Annotated in this window: 16 protein-coding genes; 13 read left to right on the forward strand and 3 right to left on the reverse strand. The window is 71.3% G+C overall.

Translation table 11 applies throughout. From position 1 onward, the window contains the following. Nucleotides 1–58: 58 nt before the first annotated feature. Complete coding sequence (locus ACWDN5_RS40445) at nt 59–3,289, reverse strand: GH92 family glycosyl hydrolase (protein WP_449679995.1); 3,231 nt, start codon at nt 3,287–3,289, stop codon at nt 59–61. Between the two features lie 285 nt (nt 3,290–3,574). Here ACWDN5_RS40445 and ACWDN5_RS40450 point away from each other — a divergent pair, with 285 nt between their 5' ends. The 12 genes from ACWDN5_RS40450 (at nt 3,575) to ACWDN5_RS40505 (ending at nt 15,274) form a co-directional block, all read left to right on the forward strand. Then, a complete protein-coding gene (locus ACWDN5_RS40450; protein WP_310977594.1) occupies nt 3,575–4,558 on the forward strand; it encodes a LacI family DNA-binding transcriptional regulator in 984 nt (327 codons plus the stop codon). After that, nucleotides 4,555–5,592: a class I mannose-6-phosphate isomerase gene (locus ACWDN5_RS40455; protein ID WP_449679996.1), complete on the forward strand. Its 1,038-nt coding sequence runs from the start codon at nt 4,555–4,557 to the stop codon at nt 5,590–5,592. The genes ACWDN5_RS40450 and ACWDN5_RS40455 overlap by 4 nt, the downstream gene beginning before the upstream one ends. Continuing rightward, nucleotides 5,589–6,353 carry an ATP-binding cassette domain-containing protein gene (locus ACWDN5_RS40460; RefSeq protein WP_310977533.1) on the forward strand — a complete coding sequence of 255 codons (765 nt, stop codon included), beginning with the start codon at nt 5,589–5,591 and terminating at the stop codon, nt 6,351–6,353. Before ACWDN5_RS40455 ends, ACWDN5_RS40460 begins: the two co-directional genes overlap by 4 nt. Beyond that, nucleotides 6,350–7,396, forward strand: coding sequence for an ABC transporter permease (locus ACWDN5_RS40465; protein WP_310977534.1), 1,047 nt, complete (start codon nt 6,350–6,352; stop codon nt 7,394–7,396). The genes ACWDN5_RS40460 and ACWDN5_RS40465 overlap by 4 nt, the downstream gene beginning before the upstream one ends. A gap of 41 nt (nt 7,397–7,437) precedes the next feature. Beyond that, nucleotides 7,438–8,433, forward strand: coding sequence for an ABC transporter substrate-binding protein (locus ACWDN5_RS40470; RefSeq protein WP_449679997.1), 996 nt, complete (start codon nt 7,438–7,440; stop codon nt 8,431–8,433). Between the two features lie 205 nt (nt 8,434–8,638). After that, nucleotides 8,639–9,334, forward strand: coding sequence for a hypothetical protein (locus tag ACWDN5_RS40475; RefSeq protein ID WP_449679998.1), 696 nt, complete (start codon nt 8,639–8,641; stop codon nt 9,332–9,334). Nucleotides 9,335–9,382: 48 nt separating this feature from the next. Further along, nucleotides 9,383–10,429 carry a sensor histidine kinase gene (locus ACWDN5_RS40480; RefSeq protein WP_449679999.1) on the forward strand — a complete coding sequence of 349 codons (1,047 nt, stop codon included), beginning with the start codon at nt 9,383–9,385 and terminating at the stop codon, nt 10,427–10,429. After that, a complete protein-coding gene (locus ACWDN5_RS40485) occupies nt 10,426–11,181 on the forward strand; it encodes a LytR/AlgR family response regulator transcription factor (RefSeq protein WP_310977538.1) in 756 nt (251 codons plus the stop codon). Before ACWDN5_RS40480 ends, ACWDN5_RS40485 begins: the two co-directional genes overlap by 4 nt. Further along, a complete protein-coding gene (locus ACWDN5_RS40490; RefSeq protein ID WP_310977539.1) occupies nt 11,178–11,525 on the forward strand; it encodes a hypothetical protein in 348 nt (115 codons plus the stop codon). Before ACWDN5_RS40485 ends, ACWDN5_RS40490 begins: the two co-directional genes overlap by 4 nt. After that, complete coding sequence (locus tag ACWDN5_RS40495; protein ID WP_310977540.1) at nt 11,525–13,249, forward strand: sodium/solute symporter; 1,725 nt, start codon at nt 11,525–11,527, stop codon at nt 13,247–13,249. The genes ACWDN5_RS40490 and ACWDN5_RS40495 overlap by 1 nt, the downstream gene beginning before the upstream one ends. Before the next feature lie 70 nt (nt 13,250–13,319). Continuing rightward, nucleotides 13,320–13,667, forward strand: coding sequence for a DUF485 domain-containing protein (locus ACWDN5_RS40500; RefSeq protein ID WP_449680000.1), 348 nt, complete (start codon nt 13,320–13,322; stop codon nt 13,665–13,667). Then, a complete protein-coding gene (locus ACWDN5_RS40505) occupies nt 13,664–15,274 on the forward strand; it encodes a solute symporter family protein (RefSeq protein WP_449680001.1) in 1,611 nt (536 codons plus the stop codon). The genes ACWDN5_RS40500 and ACWDN5_RS40505 overlap by 4 nt, the downstream gene beginning before the upstream one ends. Before the next feature lie 67 nt (nt 15,275–15,341). On the opposite strand, the gene ACWDN5_RS40510 is transcribed toward ACWDN5_RS40505, so the two are convergent. Both ACWDN5_RS40510 and ACWDN5_RS40515 read right to left on the reverse strand, forming a co-directional pair. Next, complete coding sequence (locus ACWDN5_RS40510; RefSeq protein WP_449680002.1) at nt 15,342–16,079, reverse strand: isocitrate lyase/PEP mutase family protein; 738 nt, start codon at nt 16,077–16,079, stop codon at nt 15,342–15,344. After that, the gene (locus ACWDN5_RS40515; protein ID WP_449680003.1) at nt 16,076–16,537 is read right to left on the reverse strand and encodes a carboxymuconolactone decarboxylase family protein; all 462 of its coding nucleotides are present in this window, start codon (nt 16,535–16,537) and stop codon (nt 16,076–16,078) included. The genes ACWDN5_RS40510 and ACWDN5_RS40515 overlap by 4 nt, the downstream gene beginning before the upstream one ends. A 46-nt stretch (nt 16,538–16,583) precedes the next feature. Here ACWDN5_RS40515 and pdxR point away from each other — a divergent pair, with 46 nt between their 5' ends. Further along, nucleotides 16,584–17,966: a MocR-like pyridoxine biosynthesis transcription factor PdxR gene (gene pdxR, locus ACWDN5_RS40520; RefSeq protein ID WP_449680004.1), complete on the forward strand. Its 1,383-nt coding sequence runs from the start codon at nt 16,584–16,586 to the stop codon at nt 17,964–17,966. The last annotated feature ends 278 nt before the right edge of the window (nt 17,967–18,244 follow it).

An 18,244-nucleotide genomic window follows, 5' to 3' on the forward strand; every position in this document is an offset into this window, starting at 1 on the left:
GGGGTGAACCCCGTCGCGGCCGCGGTGAGCGTCAGAAAGCCCGCCAGGATGGCGCGTTTCATGCGCCGATGCCGATCGCGAACACGTGCAGGGCACCGCCGCTGACGTTGGCCGGCAGCGTCACGCTCGCCACCGTCTTGCCCGCGGCGAGGGTGATCGGATTGGTGCCGAACACCATCGTGCGGATCTGCTGCGGGTCGCCGCCCGAAGCGTTGCGGTACGGCGTCGACAGCACGATCCGGTTGCCGAACGCCGGTTGCGCGCCCCCGCCGCCGAGGGTCCAGTCGGAGAACCCGATGGTCGCGGTGGACGTCGTGCCGTCGGTGTAGGTCACCGTCAGCGTGCCCGACGCGTTGCCGTTCGACGCCGAGCCGAGCAGCGCCAGCCGGCCCGAGCCGCTCACGTTCACCGTCTGACCACCGGCGACCACGTTGTCCGGGTCCCCGGCCGGGAACGACGGCCAGGTGAACTCGATGCCGTCACTGGTGACCGTGCTGCCCGGGGTGGCCCCCGCCGCGGCGAGGGCGTCGGCCGAGTAGCTCCAGCCGCCGCCGTCGAAGTTGGCCGCGCCGGAGTTCGCGTCCGGGGAGATGCCGGCGTTGTTCACCGTGGCCAGCCAGCTGTTCGGCTGGGCCACCAGGACGGTCAGGACCGCCTGCGACGAAGCCACGCCCGGCGCGGAGAACGTCACCGGGATGCGGCGCGCGCCGTCGGCCAGCCCGGCCGGGACGCTGACCGTGAGCTCGGCCTGGGCCTTGCCCGCGGCGGGGACCGCGATGCTGCCGGTCGCCGGGGTCAGGGTGATCCCGTCGACGCTGCCCGCGGAGTACGTCCAGGTCCGGGCGGTGCCGGACAGGTCCTGGACACCCACGGACGCCTTCGACGTCGACCCCGCGGGCGTCACCGCGCGGGCCGGGTCCACGAAGGACAGGCTGGGCTTCTCCTGCTCGCGGAACGACGGCGGGGCGTCGGCCGCCGCGCTGCCCCACGCGGTCGCCGTGGCCGAGCGCGTGTAGTCGAGCGTGCCGCCGCCGGAGATCAGCGCCTCCGGCAGCCACGCCTTCGCCGCGGCCGAGCCGTTGACCTTCAGGCTGCCCACGTAGTCACCGGTGCCGGGCGCGTTGATGGTGATCTTCTTGCCCGCGCCGGTGGTGAGCACGGCCTTCTCGAAGCGCGGGGTGACCAGGAGCGTCTCGGCGCGGCCCGGGATCTCCGGGTAGATGCCGAGCGCGGACCAGACGTACCAGGCCGACATCTGGCCGAGGTCGTCGTTGCCGATCAGGCCCTCCGGACGCGGGTTGTACAGCTCGTCCATCGAGCGGTGCACGATCGCCTGGGTCTTGGCCGGCGCGCCCGCGTACGAGTAGACGTACGGCGCGTTGGAGTTCGGCTCGTTGCCCATGAAGGCGTACGGCTCCTGGGTGCCCGCGTTCAGCTGGGTGAAGAAGGTGTCCAGCCGGGACTGCGTCGCGGTGTTGCCGCCGAACGCCGTCACGACGCCGCCGAGGTCGTAGGGCACCATCCACTCGTACTGCGCGCCGTTGCCCTCGACCCAGCCCTGCGAGCTGGCGGGGTCGTAGGTGCCGGAGAACGAGCCGTCCGCGTTGCGCGGCTGCAGGTGGCCGGTCCCCGGGTTGTAGAGGTTCTGCCAGTTCTGCGCGCGCTTCATGAACGTCGTGTACGTCGCGCTGTCGCCGAGCCGCTTGGCGAACTGGGCGATGGAGAAGTCGGCGCTGGTGTATTCGAGGGTGTCCGCGCCGGCGCCCGGCACGTACCCGAGCTTCTGGTAGTCGTCGAGGCCCGGCCGCTCGGTGTAGCCCTGGGTCGGCTGGGTGGCGCCCTTGATCATGAGCAGCAACGCCTTCTGGGCGTCGAAGTCCCGTGCCCCGAACGCGTACGCGCTGGAGACGATGATGTGGTACGGGTCGCCGTTCATGACGCCGGTGTAGTCGTTCGCGACCGTCCAGCGGTCCCACGAGCCGCCCTGCTCGGCGTAGGCCATCATCGACCGGACGATGTCCGACGTCTCCTTCGGCGCGATCGTCGCCAGCAGCGGGGCTTCCGAGCGGTAGATGTCCCAGCCGGAGAAGTTCGTGTACATCGCGTGGCCCTTGTCGGCCTTGTGGACCCGCCCGTCGAAGCCGACGTACTGGCCGTCGGCGTCGGAAAACACGTTCGGCTGGATCAGCGAGTGGTACAGCGAGGTGTAGAACGTCGTCAGGTCGGCGTCCGAGCCGCCGGTGACGTCGATCTTGCCGAGCTGGGCGTTCCACGCCTTGCGCGCGTTCGACGCCACGGTGTCGAACGACTTGCCGGTGTTCTCCGCCTTGAGGTTGGCCTTCGCGCCGTCGACGGACACAAAGGACAGTCCGACCTGGACGTTCACCTGGGCACCGTTGAGGTTCGCGAAGGTGACGTACCCGCCGCTGCCCGGGCCGCTGACGGTGGTGTTCTGCTGCTTGGCGGTGGCGGTGCGCGCGATCGAGGCGTCAACGCCGTTGGGCTGCGCGACCTTCGCCTTGGCGCCGCCGGTCTCGGCGGCCTTGTTCGGCGTCACGGCGCCGTTCTTCCACGTCCCGATCGACGCGAACGGCGTGTCGAACTTGGCCGAGAAGTAGACGCGGTAGCTGTTGCGCGCACCGCAGAAGCGGCCGCTGGTGGCCCAGCCGCTGATGGTGTCCTTGCCGATGGTGATGGACGCGTCGTCGGTGCCGTTGACCGACCCGGACGTGTTGACCAGCAGCGTCGAGGACGCGCCGGCCGGGTAGGTCAGCCGCGCCGAGCCGGTGCGCTGGGTCGCGCTGAGCTCGACCTTCGCGCCGCTGTCGAGGGTGACGTCGTAGGCGCCCGCCGTCGCGTGTTCGCTGGCGTGCGAGAACTTCGACGTGTAGTGCCCCGGGTCCGTCGCCGGCGAAGTCGTCACTTCACCGACATACGGGATGAACGGGATGTCCTGGTAGGTCGAACAACCCGCGCCGGACAGGTGCGTCAGGCTGAACCCGGTCAGCGCGTTGTCGTCGTAGAAGTAGCCGCCCGGCTGGGACTTCACCGTGTCCGGGCTCCACTGGACCATCCCGAACGGCGCCACCGCGCCCGGGAACGTGTTGCCGGCCCCGCCCCCGGTGCCGTGGTCGGCCCCGCCGGGCCGGGTGCCCACGAAGGGGTTGACCCACTTCGCGTAATCGGTACTGGTCGCCGCCGCGGCGGGCACAGCGGGAGCCACCGCTGCGGTCACCGCCAACGTCAGGAAAGTTAAACCGGCTCTGAAGCGCGCTCGCGCCATGGCCATCGCCTCTCCACCTCGTCCAGCGCGACCGAAACCGGTGACATGACAACCTTGTCGCGCCGGGCCACCTTGGGCAGCGGCTCACCAAGCAGTCAAGGGACACGTCAAGACCTGTCCACTTCCGGACACCCGCGTTCAGCCGATCGCGGTGCCGAATCGGCACAATCCACGCACGAAGCGTTGACAAGGCGCCGGTCGGGGAGTTCAATCCCGGTCACTATGACAACGTTGTCTCCTCTGGGCCGGGACCGGGACGGCAGCACGCGCACCGCGAGCAGGCGGGCCACGATGAGCGACGTGGCCCGGCTGGCGGGCGTGAGCATCAAGACCGTCTCGCGCGTGGTCAACGACGAACCGGCGGTGCACCCCGACACCGCCGAGCGGGTCATGGCGGCCATCGAGCAGCTGGGGTTCCGGCGCAACCTGGGCGCGCGGAACCTGCGCCGCGGGTCGACGACCGGCACCATCGGGCTGATCGTCGAGGACGTCGGCAACCCCTTCTACTCCGAGCTGAACCGCGCGGTCGAGCGCATCGCGACGTCGTTCGGGCGCCAGGTGCTCACCGGCTCGTCCGAGGAGAACTCCGACCGCGAGCGCGAGCTCGTCCTGGAGTTCTGCGCGCGGCGGGTGGACGGCATCCTCGTCGTCCCGGCCGGCCTGCAGCACGGCTACCTGGTGCCGGAGATGCGCGCGGGCACGCCGGTGGTGTTCATCGACCGGCCGGCCGGCGACATCGTGGCCGACACCGTGCTGGTGGACAACCTCGGCGGCACCATCGAAGCCGTCACGCACCTGGCGCGGCACGGGCACCGGCGGATCGCCTTCCTCGGCGACAGCCCGGACATCTTCACCGCGGCCGAGCGCCTGCGCGGGTTCCGCGAGGGCTGCGTGCGCAACGGGATCTCCTACGACGAGTCGCTGGTCTCGATGGGGACGCCGACGCCGGACTCGGTCGGCGACGCCGTCAAGCGGCTGCTCGACGGCCCGGACGCGGCCACCGCGGTGATCGCGGGCAACAACCGGGTCGCCGTGCACCTCCTGCGCGCCCTCGCGCACGCCGAGCACCGCCCGGCGATGATCGGGTTCGACGACTTCGAGCTGGCGGACCTGCTGAACCCGCCGGTCAGCGTGGTCGCCCACGACGTCAGCGCACTGGGCCACGCCGCGGCCGAGCTGCTCTTCGCCCGCGTCCAAGGAGATCAGTCCCCGCCCAGAAAGGTAGTCCTGCCCGTGCATCTCGTCGCCCGTGGTTCCGGTGAGGTCGCCCCGTGACCCTCGAACCGATCCGGCTCGCCGCCAACCAGCCGCCGCAGTTCTACCGCGGCGGCGACGCCATCGCGGCGCTGCGCGGAGCGTCTTCGGACAAGAAGTTCGGCCCGGAGGACTGGGTCGCCTCGGCGACCACCATGTTCGGCCAGGACACCAACGGCCTGACCAGGCTGCCCGACGGCGCCTGGCTGCGGGACGCCGTCGAAGCCAACGCGAACGGCTGGCTCGGCGCGAAGCACGTCGAGGCGCTCGGGACGTCGACCGGGCTGCTGGTCAAGCTCCTCGACGCGGGCCAGCGGCTGCCGGTGCACTTCCACCCCGACGACACGTTCGCGAAACGGCACTTCGACTCCCACTTCGGCAAGACCGAGGCGTGGATCGTGGTCGGCACCTACGGCGACGACCCGCGCGTCTACCCGGGCTTCAAGGAGACGCTGTCGAAGGCGACCGTGTCCGAGTGGACGCGCGAGCAGGACGTGCCGTCGATGCTGGGCGCGCTCAACAGCATCCCGGTGTCCGCCGGCGACACCGTCTACATCCCGGCCGGGCTGCCGCACGCGATCGGCGAGGGCGTGTTCGTCGTCGAACTGCAGCAGCCGACCGACTTCTCGCTCACCATCGAGTGGCGCGACTTCCTCGCGTCGCCCGAGAAGGGCCACCTCGGCCTCGGCTTCGACACCGCCATCGAGGCGCTCGACACCTCGGGCTGGGACGCCGAACGCCTGGACACGATCATCAAGCGCACGGCGGGCGACCGCTCGTCCACTGTGGACCTTCTGGCCGGTGGCTCGGAGCGGTTCTTCCGAGCCGAACAGCTGCGCACCGACGAGGCGACAACGTTGTCACTCGATCCGTCCTTCGCGGTCCTGGTCGTTCTCGACGGCGAAGGCACGCTGCGCACCGAGCACGGCGGCGAGCACGCGCTGGCGAAGGGCGACACCTACGTCGTCCCGTTCGACGCCGGCCAGACCGAGCTGTCCGGCACGGCGACGGTGATCCGCTGCCGCCCGCCGGCGCCGGAAGAGAGGCACGGATGAGCGAAATCCTGCTGGACGCGGTCGACCTGACCAAGCACTACGGGTCGGTCGAAGCCCTGCGCGGCGCGTCGTTCCAGGCCCGCGCGGGCGAGGTGACGGCCTTGATCGGCGACAACGGCGCCGGCAAGTCCACCCTGGTCAAGTGCCTCTCCGGCGCCGAGCAGCCGACGTCGGGGAAGATCCTGCTGGACGGCGCGGAAGTCCACTTCGACTCCCCCACGACCGCGCGGCGGCTGGGCATCGAGACCGTCTACCAGGACCTCGCCGTCGCTCCGGAGCTCGACCCGGCGGCCAACCTGTTCCTCGGCCGCGAGATCCACCGCAAGGGCCTCCTCGGCAAGCTCGGCATGCTCGACAAGAACGAGATGCGGCGGCAGGCGATCGAGGAGTTCCAGCGCCTCGGCGTGACGCTGCAGAGCACCGACGTCCCGATCGGCTCGCTCTCCGGCGGGCAGCGGCAGAGCGTCGCCGTCGCGCGTTCGGTCGTGTGGGCGTCGAAGGTCGTGTTCATGGACGAACCGACCGCCGCTCTCGGTGTCGTGCAGCGCGAGCGCGTGCTCGACGTCATCAAGAAGGTGCGGGACAAGGGCATCGCCGTCGTGCTGATCAGCCACAACATGCCCGAGGTGCTGTCGGTCGCCGACCGCGTCGAGGTGCTGCGGCTCGGCAAGCGCGTGGCCCGGTTCACCGGGGCGGACACGAAGCTCGAAGACCTCGTCGCCGCGATGACCGGCGCCCTCGTGCAGGAGGAGGCGGCGTGAGCGCGCCCGTGAAGGAGGACATCCAGGAGGCACCCGACGCGGGCTTCGGGAAGCGGCCGCTGGGCAAGCGCCTGGTCGAGGCCAACACGTTCTGGATCGGCCTCGTCCTGCTGGCCCTGGTCGTGCTGTTCAGCGCCATCGCGCCGGACAGCTTCCCGACGCTGTTCACCTTCCAGACGCTGTTCATCGAGTCCTCGGTCCTGCTCATCCTGTCGGTGGGCATGACGTTCGTGATCATCACCTCGGGCATCGACCTCTCGGTCGGCTCGGTGCTGATCCTCGCGGGCATGGTCGCGGGCAAGGTGATGGAGGCGATGTCCGGCGGCGACGCGTCGAAGGCGGGCTGGGGCGTGATCGTCGTCGGCCTGGTCGTCGCCGTGGTCACCGGCACGATCTGGGGCGTCATCAACGGCGTCCTCGTCGCGGTGGCGAAGATCCCGGCCCTGATCGTCACGCTCGGCACGATGGGCGCCGCGCTGGCCACCGCGTACCTGCTCAACGGCGGCTCCGACCTGCGCACCGTCCCGGCGGAGCTCACCAAGACCCTGGGCTACGGCACGTCGTTCGGCATCGTGCCCAACCTGGTGATCGTGGCGATCGTGATCACCGTGATCGGCGCGTGGCTGCTGCGGACGACGAAGTTCGGGCGCTACACCTTCGCCGTCGGCTCCAACGCCGAAGGCGCGCGCCGCGCGGGCATCGGCGTCACCCGGCACCTGCTGAAGGTGTACACGCTGACCGGGTTCCTGGCCGGGATCGCCGGGTTCCTCTCGCTGGCCTACTACAACTCGACCACCATCTCCGGGCACACCACCGACAACCTCAACGCCATCGCCGCGGTCGTGATGGGCGGGACGAGCCTGTTCGGCGGGGTCGGCACGATCCTGGGCACGGTGATCGGGGTGTTCATCCCCGCCGTGCTGCGCAAGGGCTTCAACATCATCCACGTCCAGGACTTCTGGCAGATGTTCATCGTCAGCTGGGTCCTGGTCGCCGCGGTCTGGTTCGACCAGCGCCGCCGCCGTCGCCGCAACTCCCGCTGAGTCCCCCACAAGTACAGTCCCCCAAGTACAACGAGGTGCTTATGAAACTGACCAAGACTCTCACCGCCATGGGTGCCGTGGTCTCCGCCGCCGCCCTGCTGTCCGCGTGCGGCTCCGGCACGGTCGGGCAGAGCGGGTCCGGCGACGCGGCCCAGCCGGTCGGCGGCAAGAAGCTCGCGCTGATCCCGGGCGTGCAGGCCGAGCCGTTCTACATCTCGCTGCAGTGCGGCGCCGAAGCCGAAGCGAAGAAGCTCGGCTACGAGCTGACCACCCAGGCCCCGCAGAAGTTCGACGCTCCCCTGCAGACCCAGCTGGTCAACGCCCTCGGCGCGAACCCGCCGGCGGCGCTGCTCATCGCCCCCACCGACGACACCGCGATGCTGGCGCCGATCCAGCAGGTCAAGGCGCGCGGCACGAAGATCGTCGAGGTCGACACCGCGCTGAAGGACACCGGCGTGGCCGTCTCGTCGATCTCGTCCGACAACGCCGCGGGCGGCAAGCTCGCGGCCCAGACGATGGCCAAGCTGGCCGGCGGCAAGAGCGGCTCGGTGCTGGTGCTCGACACGATCGCGGGCACGTCCACGACCGCCGCGCGCGCCAAGGGTTTCGAGGACGAGCTGAAGAACTCGCCGAACCTCAAGTCGATCGGCATCCAGTTCACCCAGAACGAGCCGGAGCAGGCCGCGGCCAAGGTGACGGCGGCCCTGTCGTCGACCCCGGACCTGATCGGCGTCTTCGCGACCAACCTCAACACCGGCGAAGGCGCGGCCACCGGCCTGCGCAACGCGGGCAAGGTCGGCGCGGTCAACCTGATCGGCTTCGACGCGAGCCCGTCGGAGGTCGAAGGCCTCAAGAACGGCCAGTACCAGGCCCTGATCGCCCAGGACCCGGCCTCGATCGGCACCCAGGGCGTCCAGCAGGCCGTCGCGGCGATCGAGGGCAAGCCGGTGACGCGCACCCTCACCGCGGAGCTGCACTCGATCACCAAGGCGGACATGGACGCCAACTCGCAGTACTTCTACAAGCAGAGCTGCTGAGGCGTCCGTCAGGGTCCTGCGGGTGGTGTGCGCACCGCCCGCAGGCTCCTGACCAGCGTGTTCACCGCCGGTGAACACCGCCTGCCGGTCACCGCGGTGGGGGAACCGCTCACCGCAGCACCCGTTTGCCCGGACGGGTGTCCCGCGTCACACTCATCTGCACATGCATTTGCACTACCTGATGCATGATCGCAGGGAGGGTGCGATGAAGTACGAACATCCGGCTTTGCACCGGACGATCTTCGCCGTGGACGTCGAGGGCTACGGCGACCAGCGCAGGACCACCCCACACCGGCTGGCGTTGCGCCGCGGGCTGTACCGCGCGCTCTGCCGGGCGTTCGACGACGCCGGCGTCCCGTGGGCGGCCTGCCGGCGCGAGGACTGCGGCGACGGCGTCTTCGTCCTCGTGCCACCGGAAATCCCCAAGGGGCTCTTCGTGGAGTTCCTGCCGGCCGCGCTCGCCGTCGCGCTGCACCGGCACAACCGCACGCACGACCCGGGGGCCCGGATCCGGCTGCGGATGGCCCTGCACGCGGGCGAGATCGCCTACGACGACCACGGCGTCACCGCACCGGCGATCAACCAGACGTTCCGGCTGCTGGAGGCGCAGCCGCTGAAGGAGGCGCTCAAGGGCTCCCGCGGCGTGCTGGCGCTGATCACCTCGGCGTGGTTCTTCGACGAGGTCGTCCGGCACAGCGACGGCCTCGACCCGACGACGTTCCGGCCGGTGCCGGTGGCCGTCAAGGAGACTCGCACGACCGGGTGGATTTCGCTGCCGGACCGGCCCTACCCGGCGAACGCGAGCCTCCTGGGCACCGTGACGGCGCTCGACCACTACCGGACCTGGCGCCGCTTCCGCCGCCACGCCCAGGTGCTGGCCGACCGCGACGGGCCCGGGTAGCCGTAGGATCTACTGCCCTGGACACCGCCGCCGAGGGGAGGCCCGACCGTGCACCTGCGCCCGGCGTCCCGCGCCGACCCGCTGCCGGTGCTCGCCGCCGCCCGCCGCATCACCGACGACCTGCGCGACGGCCTGTCCGGCATGCCCGCCCGGCGCGCCGCCCACCGCCTGCGCCGGCTCTTCGGCTTCCCGGGACTCGGCCTGACCGACCTGTCCGGGTCCCTGCTGTGGTCGGGGCGGCCGGGCCCGGACGCCGTCGTCGCGACGGTGCTCGACGGCGTGCTCCACAGCGAAGAACCCGGCTCGGCGCCGGACGTCCTGGCGCTGCCGCTGCACGTCCGCGACGAGCTGGCCGGGGCGCTGCTGGTGGTCGGGGACGTCCGGGACGCGGTCGCGGCCCAGGCCGCCGACCTCGTCGTGCAGGCCCTCGAGCGGGGGCGGCTCGAGGCGTCGGCGGAACAGGCGGCCCAGGCCGAACTGCGGGCCCTGCGGGCGGAGATGTCGCCGCACTTCGTCTACAACGCCCTGACGGTCATCGCGTCGCTGGTGCGTTCGGACCCCGACCGCGCCCGCGACCTCATGCTCGACTTCGCCGACTACACCCGCTACAGCCTGGCCCGCCACGGCGAGTACACCGTCGTCGCCGAGGAGTTCCGCGCGATCGAGACGTACCTGGCGCTGCAGAAGGCGGTGCTCGGCGAACGGCTGCGCGTCCAGGTCCGCGTCGCGCCGGAGATCCTCGCCGTCGCGGTGCCCTACCTGGTGCTCGAGCCGTTGGTGGAGAACGCGATCCGGCACGGCATCGAGCCGCGGTCGGGCACCGGGCAGGTCCAGGTGCACGGCCAGGCGGAAGGGAACGACTGCGTGATCTTCGTCGAGGACGACGGGGTCGGCATGGACCCGAAACGGGCCGCGGACCTCCTGGCCGGCCGCGTCGGCGAGGACGACCCGGCCGGGCTCGGCCTGGCCAATGTGGACAGGCGACTGCGGGACGTCTACGGCGCCTGGTACGGCCTCACCGTGGAAACCGAGGTCGGCGCGGGCACCCGGGTGATCGTGCGGGTGCCGCGGTTCCAGCCGGGGGTGCTGCCGTGACCGGGCTCCGCGTGCTCGCGGTCGACGACCTGCCGCCCGCGCTGGACGAACTCTGCCGCATGCTCCGCGAAGCGCCCGAAGTCGGCGAAGTCGTCGGAGCGGGTGACGCGCTGAAGGCGTTGAAGCTGCTTCAGGCGGATCGCTTCGACGCGGTGTTCCTCGACATCTCGATGCCGGGGCTCGACGGGCTCGAACTCGCGTCGCTGCTGGCGAAGCTGAGCGAGCCGCCGGTGATCGTGTTCGTCACCGCGCACGACGGGCACGCGGTGACGGCGTACGGCATCGGCGCCGTCGACTACCTGCTCAAGCCGGTCCGCACCGAACGGCTGTCCGCGGCCTTGGCGAAGGTGCTGCGGATGGCGACCCCGGCGTCGCGGCCGACGCCGGACGCGATGGCGGCGCTGCCGGTCGAGTCGGGCGGGCGGACGCGGTACGTCCGCCGTGACGACGTCCTGTTCGTGGAGGCCCACGGCGACTACGTCCGCCTGCACACCCGCGGCGGGGTCCACCTGGTGCGGATGCCGATCTCGCGGCTCGAGGAGTACTGGGAGGGCACCGGGTTCAGCCGGGTCCACCGGGGTTTCCTGCTGGCCGTGGGCGCGGTGCTGGAGCTGCGCAGCGACACCGCGGGCGGCTTGCTGGCCCACACCGAGGCCGGCGACGTCCCGGTGAGCCGCCGGCACGCGCGGGACCTGCGGGACAGGCTGCTCGAAGCGGCCCAGCGCGGCCAGCTCGGGTCCGATCCGCGATGAGCAGGATCCGGCGGGTCGCCGTCACCAGCCCGCAGACGCGCCTCGCCCACGCGCGCCGCCGATCGCGTGGACGCTGGCGCCAGCCCCGCCTGCCCGCGGGCGACACCCAGCGCGCCACCGCGCTGTACGCCGCCCAGCGCCGTCGCGGCATCCCCGCGCTGGTCCTGATGTTCCTGCTGCTGCTCGGCCTCCCCGGCGTCTTCGCGCTCTTCCCGGGCCTGGACACCGTGCGGCTGCTGGGGATTCCGGTGTCCTGGCTGATGCTCGCGGTCCTCCCCTACCCGGCGATGGCGCTGCTGGCCCGCTGGCAGCTGCGCCGCGCCGAACGTCTCGAGGACGAGTAGTGGGCGTCGCGCTCGCCGTCGCGCCGGTCGTGCTCGTGACGCTGCTGATCGGCGTCCGCGGGGTCGCCGCCATGCGCACGACGTCGGACTTCCTCGTCGCGTCCCGCCGGATCTCGCCGCTGGTGAACTCGGCCGCCGTCTCCGGCGAGTACCTCTCGGCCGCCTCTTTCCTCGGCGTCGCCGGGCTCGTCGTCAAGGACGGCATCGGGGCGCTGTGGTACCCGGTCGGCTTCACCGCCGGCTACATCGCGATGCTCGTGCTCGTCGCCGCGCCGATGCGGCGGTCGGGCGCGCTCACCGTCCCCGACTTCGCCGAAGCCCGGCTCAACTCCCCCGCGCTGCGCCGCCTGGCCGCGGTGGTCATCTTGGTGATCGGCACGATCTACGTCGTCCCGCAGTTCCGCACCGCCGGGCTGGTGCTCGCCGCGGTCGGCGGCACGCAGTACTGGGTCGGCGTGGTGCTGGCGGGCGCCGCGGTCAGCGTCACCCTCGCGCTGGGCGGGATGCGCGCGGCGACGTACGTGCAGGCGTTCCAGTTCGTGCTGAAACTCCTGCTGTTCCTCATCCCGGCGATCTGGCTGACGCTGCAGGCCGGCGCGGTCAACCGGACCGACGCGCTCAACCCCGTCGAGTTCACCCACTTCGCCCGCGAGACGCCGGTGCGGTTCGAGGTCGACGTCACCATGGAGATCCGCGAGCCGACCCCGGTGCGGCGCAACGGCGTCGTGGAAGTCCTGCCGCCGGGCGAATTCACCGCGCACAGCCAGGACGAAGTCGTGTTCGGCACCGGCGCGGCCGTCCCCGCGGTCCGCGGCGGCGCGGCACTGGGCGGCCCCGACTGGCGACGCCCGCTGCTCGACCTGGGCGACCAGGGCTACCCGCTGCTCGGCACCTGGGCCGTGCTCATCGCGACCATGCTGGGCACGATGGGCCTGCCGCACGTCCTGATGCGCTTCCACACCAGCCCGGACGGCCGGGCCGCGCGCCGCACCGCCGCGATCACGGTCGCGCTGCTGGGCGTCTTCTACCTCTTCCCCGGCGTCTACGGCGTGCTCGGCCGGGTCCTCGTCCCCGGGCTGTACCTCTCGGGCGCGACCGACACGGTGGTCGTCGCCCTGCCGTCCCAAGTGGACAGTGGCTGGGCGGGCGGGCTGTTCACGGCCCTGCTGACCGCGGGCGCGTTCGCCGCGTTCCTGGCGACGTCACTCGGCCTGCTGCTGGTGATGTCCGGCGCGCTCGCGCACGACCTCGTCCCCGGCGGCCTGCGACGGCTGCGGATCGCGGTGTTCGGCGTCGCCGGGATCATGGTGCTGCTGGCGCTGCGCTCGGCCGAGCTCGACGCCGGCGTCCTGGTCACCTGGGGCTTCACGGTGGCCGCGTCGACGTTCTGCCCGCTGCTGGTCCTCGGCATCTGGTGGCCGCGGCTGACCGCGACCGGCGGTATCGCGGGGGTGCTGACCGGGCTGGTGGCCTCGTCCGGCTCGATCCTGTTCGCCCTCGCCGGGCCGCCGCTGCACGGCTGGGTGGCGATCCTGGTGCAGCAACCGGCACCATGGTCGGTACCGTTGGCGTTCGGCGTAATGGCGCTGGTCTCACTGCGGGGCAGACCCCCTGCCTGGTCGACGGCAGCCATGCTGCGCCTCCACCTCGACGAACCCCGTTCGACGGGACCTCGTGACCGCTCGTCAACCGTTCGTCGTCTGACCCGGCTGTTGAACCGCTGAATCTTCACGCGAGACTCACGCATCCCTACGGTGTCGCACGTCACTTTCCGCAGCGTCGCAGGGAGCAGCGATGAGCACGACGGACACCGGCGGGCCCCCGGAGACATCCGAAACGATCTGGGAGCGGGCACACGAGAGCACCGAGTTCCGGGAGCTGCGCAGCCGCCTGCGCCGGTTCGTCTTCCCGATGACGGCGGTGTTCCTCCTCTGGTACCTGCTGTACGTGCTCCTCGCGGACTACGCGCACGGCTTCATGAGCACCAAGGTGGCCGGCAACATCAACGTCGGCCTGATCTTCGGCCTGCTGCAGTTCGTCTCGACGTTCGTGATCACCGGCCTCTACGTCCGGTACGCGAACCGGAAGCTGGACCCGGTCGCCGAGAAGATCCGTGAGGACATCGAGAAGGAGCAGGCATGACCGCGACACTTGCCGCGAGCGTCGAGGGCAGCAACCCGCTCCTCAACATCGGCATCTTCGCCCTCTTCGTGATCATCACCCTGGTGATCGTGTTCCGGGCCAGCCGCAACACCAAGACGGCGTCGGACTACTACGCCGCCGGCCGCGCGTTCACCGGCCCGCAGAACGGCATCGCGATCTCGGGTGACTACCTGTCGGCCGCGTCGTTCCTCGGCATCGCCGGCGCGATCGCGATCAACGGCTACGACGGCTTCCTCTACTCGATCGGCTTCCTGGTGGCGTGGCTCGTCGCGCTGCTGCTGGTCGCGGAACTGCTGCGCAACACCGGCAAGTTCACGATGGGCGACGTCCTCGCGTTCCGGATGAAGCAGCGCCCGGTGCGGGCCGCGGCCGCGACGTCGACGCTGGCGGTGTCGTTCTTCTACCTGCTGGCGCAGATGGCGGGCGCCGGTGGCCTCGTGGCCCTGCTGCTCGGCGTCGAAGGCGGCGGCGCGCAGGCGCTGGTGATCGCCGTGGTCGGCATCATCATGATCGCCTACGTGCTGATCGGCGGCATGAAGGGCACCACCTGGGTGCAGATCATCAAGGCCGCGCTGCTCATCGTCGGCGCGCTCGTGATCACCCTGTGGGTGCTCGGCAAGTACGGCTTCAACTTCTCGCAGCTGCTGCAGGCCGCCGTCGACAAGGCGGGCAAGGCCGGGCAGACGCTGCTCGGGCCGGGCAAGCAGTACGGCGCCACCGGCACGTCGAAGCTGGACTTCCTCTCCCTCGGCATCGCGCTGGTGCTGGGCACGGCGGGCCTGCCGCACGTCCTGATGCGCTTCTACACGGTGCCGACGGCCCGCGACGCTCGTCGTTCGGTGGTCTGGGCGATCGTGCTGATCGGCGTGTTCTACCTGTTCACGCTGGTGCTCGGCTACGGTGCCGGCGCGCTGGTCGGGCCGGACGCGATCAAGAAGGCGCCGGGCGGGGTCAACTCCGCCGCGCCGCTGCTGGCTCTGGAGCTGGGCGGCCCGGTGCTGCTGGGCCTGATCTCCGCGGTCGCCTTCGCGACGATCCTCGCGGTGGTCGCCGGCCTGACGATCACGGCGTCGGCGTCCTTCGCCCATGACGTCTACGCGAACGTCGTCAAGCGCGGCAAGACGTCGCCGGACTCCGAGGTCAAGGTCGCCCGGATCACCGCACTGGTGATCGGCGCCCTCGCCATCGGCGGCGGCATCCTGGCCAACGGGCAGAACGTGGCCTTCCTGGTGGCGCTGGCCTTCGCGGTCGCGGCGTCGGCGAACCTGCCGACGATCCTCTACTCGCTGTTCTGGAAGCGGTTCAACACCCAGGGCGCGCTGTGGTCGATCTACGGCGGCCTGGCCATCACGATCGTGCTGATCATCTTCTCGCCCGCGGTGTCGGGCAAGCCGACGTCGATGATCAAGACCGCGGACTTCGCCTGGTTCCCGCTGAGCAACCCGGGCATCGTGTCGATCCCGGCCGCGTTCATCCTGGGCTGGCTGGGCACGGTCCTGTCCAAGGAGCACGACGAGAAGAAGTACGCCGAGATGGAGGTCCGCTCCCTCACCGGCGCGGGCGCCGAGAAGGCGGTCGTCCACTAGGTTTCACCGACCCCGAAGGCCGTCGCGAGGGTGTTCCCGATCCCCTCGCGACGGCCTTCGGCCAATTTCAGTACGGCAGCTTGCCCTCCGCGACGCCGTTCACGGCCGCCTCGAACTGCTTGCGCAGGTACTGCCAGAGCCCGCCGCCCAGCGAAATCCTCGCCACCCCCAGTCCGGCGAGGCTGTCCAGGCCCGGGCTGCCCGGCCACGCTGTCACGTTGACTGCCCCGCCGGTTTCCCGCACGAACTCCGCGATCAGCTCCGGCGTGCGCAGGTGGATCGGGTACACGCAGTCGGCGCCCGCCTCCAGGTAGGACTTCGCCCTGGCGACGCCCGCTTCGAGCGCTTCCTTCGGATCCACGCCACGGAAGGAGTCGACCCGGGCGTTGATCACCAGGCCGTCGCCCGCCGCCTCGCGCAGGGCGGCGATCCGGGCCGCCTGTTCCCCGACGGGCCGGACGTCGCCGGTCGCGTGGTCGGTGTCCTCGAAGTTGCAGCCGACGGCCCCGGCGTCGCGCAGCCGGCCGGCCAGTTCGGCGCCGGACAGGCCGTAGCCCGACTCGGCGTCGACGGTGACCGGGACGCCGACCGCGCCGGCGATCCGCGCGGCGGCGGCGAACATCTCGGCCGCGGGAGCCTGCTCGCCGTCGGCGAACCCGAGCACGGCCGCCACGGCGACCGAGCTGGTCGCGATGGCGGGGAACCCGGCGGCCTCGACGAGCTTCGCGGTGTCGGCGTCCCAGACGTTCGGCAGCACCAGGGGCTTGCCGGGGACGTGCAGCGCCTTGAGCGCGGCGGCGGTCACGAGTCCCGCTTCGGCAGCGGCGTGTGGCTGGTGATGGTCATCCGGTTCCAGCTGTTGATGGCGATGATCTCCCACGCCACGGCCTGGTACTGCTCCTCGGTGAACACCTTCGCGGCCTGCTCGTAGACGTCGTCCGGCACGGACTGCGTCGCCGAAAGCTTGGTCATCGCTTCGGTGAGGGCGAGGGCGGCCTGCTCCTGCTCGGTGAACAGGTCGGTCTCGCGCCAGCCGTCGAGCACGAACAGCCGCCGTGGCGACTCGCCCAGCTCGAGCGCATCGCGGGAGTGCATGTCGAGGCAGTACGCGCAGCCGTTGATCTGCGACGCGCGGGTCTTCACCAGTTCCAGCAGCTTAGGGTCGAGCCCCGCGTTGGCACCGGCCTTGTTCACCTCGGCCTGCAGGTTCGCCATCGCCTGGTAGAGCTCGGGGGCGCCCCCGAGCGCGATTCGCTTGCTCATGCCGTCCACGCTAGTGCGAACTGGTCCACGGGTATGGTCCAGTCACATGACGGAATCGTGGTCCAGTTCCGGGCTCGACGTCCACCTCGGCTGGCAGCCCGCGTCCGGCCGCACCGGGCTCGCGGCGGCGATCCGCGCGGCCATCCGGGACGGCCGGTGGCAGGCGGGCGCGGCGGTGCCCTCGACCCGCGCGCTGGCCCACGACCTCGGCGTCGCCCGCGGCACGGTCACCCGCGTGTACGCCGACCTCGCGGCCGAGGGCTACCTGCGCACGGCCCAGGGCGCGCCGACCCGGGTGGCGACGGCGGGCTCGCTGCCCCAGTCCGCGCCGCGCCAGGCCCCGCGCGACCCGGCCCCGCGCTGGGACCTGCGGCCGGGCCGTCCGGACCTGACGGCGTTCCCGCGCCAGGCGTGGCTCATCGCGACCCGGCGGGCCCTGCTGCGGACACCGGCCTCGGCGTTCGGCTACGAGTCGGAGCTGGGCGCGCCGGAGCTGCGGGACACCCTGGCCGGCTACCTGGCCCGGGCCCGCGGGGTGGTCGCCGACCCGGCGCGGATCGTGGTGTGCCACGGGTTTTCGCACGCCATCGCGGTGGTGTCCCGGGCCTTGTTCTCGTTGGGGACGGGCGAAATGGCGTTCGAGGATCCTTCGCTGGGGCTGTACCGGTCGATCGCGGCGGCGCAGGGCCCGCGGATCGTCGGCGTGGACGTCGACGGCCACGGTCTCGACGTGTCCGCATTGGACAGTCCGGCGGTGGTCGTGACCCCGGCGCACCAGTACCCCACGGGCGTCACCCTGGCCCCACCGCGCCGGGCGGCGCTGGCCCGCTGGGCGAGCGAGTCGGGCGCGTTCGTGCTGGAGGACGACTACGACGGCGAGTTCCGCTTCGACCGCCAGCAGGTCGGGGCGTTGCAGGCGCTGGCGCCGGAGCGGGTGGTGTACGCGGGAACGGCCAGCAAGACGCTCGCCCCGGCGCTGCGGCTGGCGTGGCTGGTCCTGCCGCGTTCGCTGGTGGAGCCGGTCCGCGCGGCGATGGCCGACAGCGGCTCGCGACCGGCGTTGCTGAACCAGCTGGCGCTGGCCGAGCTGATCGACTCGGGTGCCTACGACCGGCACGTCCGCCGCAGCCGCGCGGAGTACCGCTCGCGCCGCACCCGCCTGCTGGCCGCGCTGCCGGACTCCGTGCGCCCGCACGGCATCGCGGCGGGCCTGCACCTGCTCCTCATGCTGCCCCCGGACGGCCCCTCGGAGGCCACGGCCCTGGCGGCCTGCCGCCGCCGTTCGATCGGCATCGAGGGCCTCTCCAGCCACTGGATGACCCCCGGCCGCCCCGGCGGCCTCATCGTCGGCTACGCCGCAACCCCGGCCCACGCCTTCAAGGGAGCAACCCAAAACCTAGTAGAAGCCCTAGCCGAAGCAATCCCCTGACTCCCACCCCAATCCCGCGTGTCGTCCCCCCAGGCACGCGTGTCGTCCATCCACGTACGCGTGTCGTCCACCCAGGTACGCGTGTCGACCCTCCAATCACGCGAGTCGACCTCCCAATCACGCGAGTCGACCCTCCAATCACGCGAGCCGACCTCCCAATCACACGTGATGCCCGCCCGGCACACCCCGATGCCGCGGGCCGCCCCCACCGGAGCGGCCGCACAGCGAACACGCCGCGGACGGCGGTGATCGGCCAGGCCTTGCGGGGTTCGACGACG

The organism is Amycolatopsis sp. NPDC003731 (genome assembly GCF_053586895.1).

Coding starts and splice junctions, on each gene's coding strand:
- ACWDN5_RS40445 (WP_449679995.1), bottom strand. CDS start 3,289: ATGGCCATGGCGCGAGCGCGCTTCAGAGCCGGTTTAACTTTCCTGACG.
- ACWDN5_RS40450 (WP_310977594.1), top strand. CDS start 3,575: ATGAGCGACGTGGCCCGGCTGGCGGGCGTGAGCATCAAGACCGTCTCG.
- ACWDN5_RS40460 (WP_310977533.1), top strand. CDS start 5,589: ATGAGCGAAATCCTGCTGGACGCGGTCGACCTGACCAAGCACTACGGG.
- ACWDN5_RS40470 (WP_449679997.1), top strand. CDS start 7,438: ATGAAACTGACCAAGACTCTCACCGCCATGGGTGCCGTGGTCTCCGCC.
- ACWDN5_RS40475 (WP_449679998.1), top strand. CDS start 8,639: ATGAAGTACGAACATCCGGCTTTGCACCGGACGATCTTCGCCGTGGAC.
- ACWDN5_RS40490 (WP_310977539.1), top strand. CDS start 11,178: ATGAGCAGGATCCGGCGGGTCGCCGTCACCAGCCCGCAGACGCGCCTC.
- ACWDN5_RS40500 (WP_449680000.1), top strand. CDS start 13,320: ATGAGCACGACGGACACCGGCGGGCCCCCGGAGACATCCGAAACGATC.
- ACWDN5_RS40505 (WP_449680001.1), top strand. CDS start 13,664: ATGACCGCGACACTTGCCGCGAGCGTCGAGGGCAGCAACCCGCTCCTC.
- ACWDN5_RS40515 (WP_449680003.1), bottom strand. CDS start 16,537: ATGAGCAAGCGAATCGCGCTCGGGGGCGCCCCCGAGCTCTACCAGGCG.
- pdxR (WP_449680004.1), top strand. CDS start 16,584: ATGACGGAATCGTGGTCCAGTTCCGGGCTCGACGTCCACCTCGGCTGG.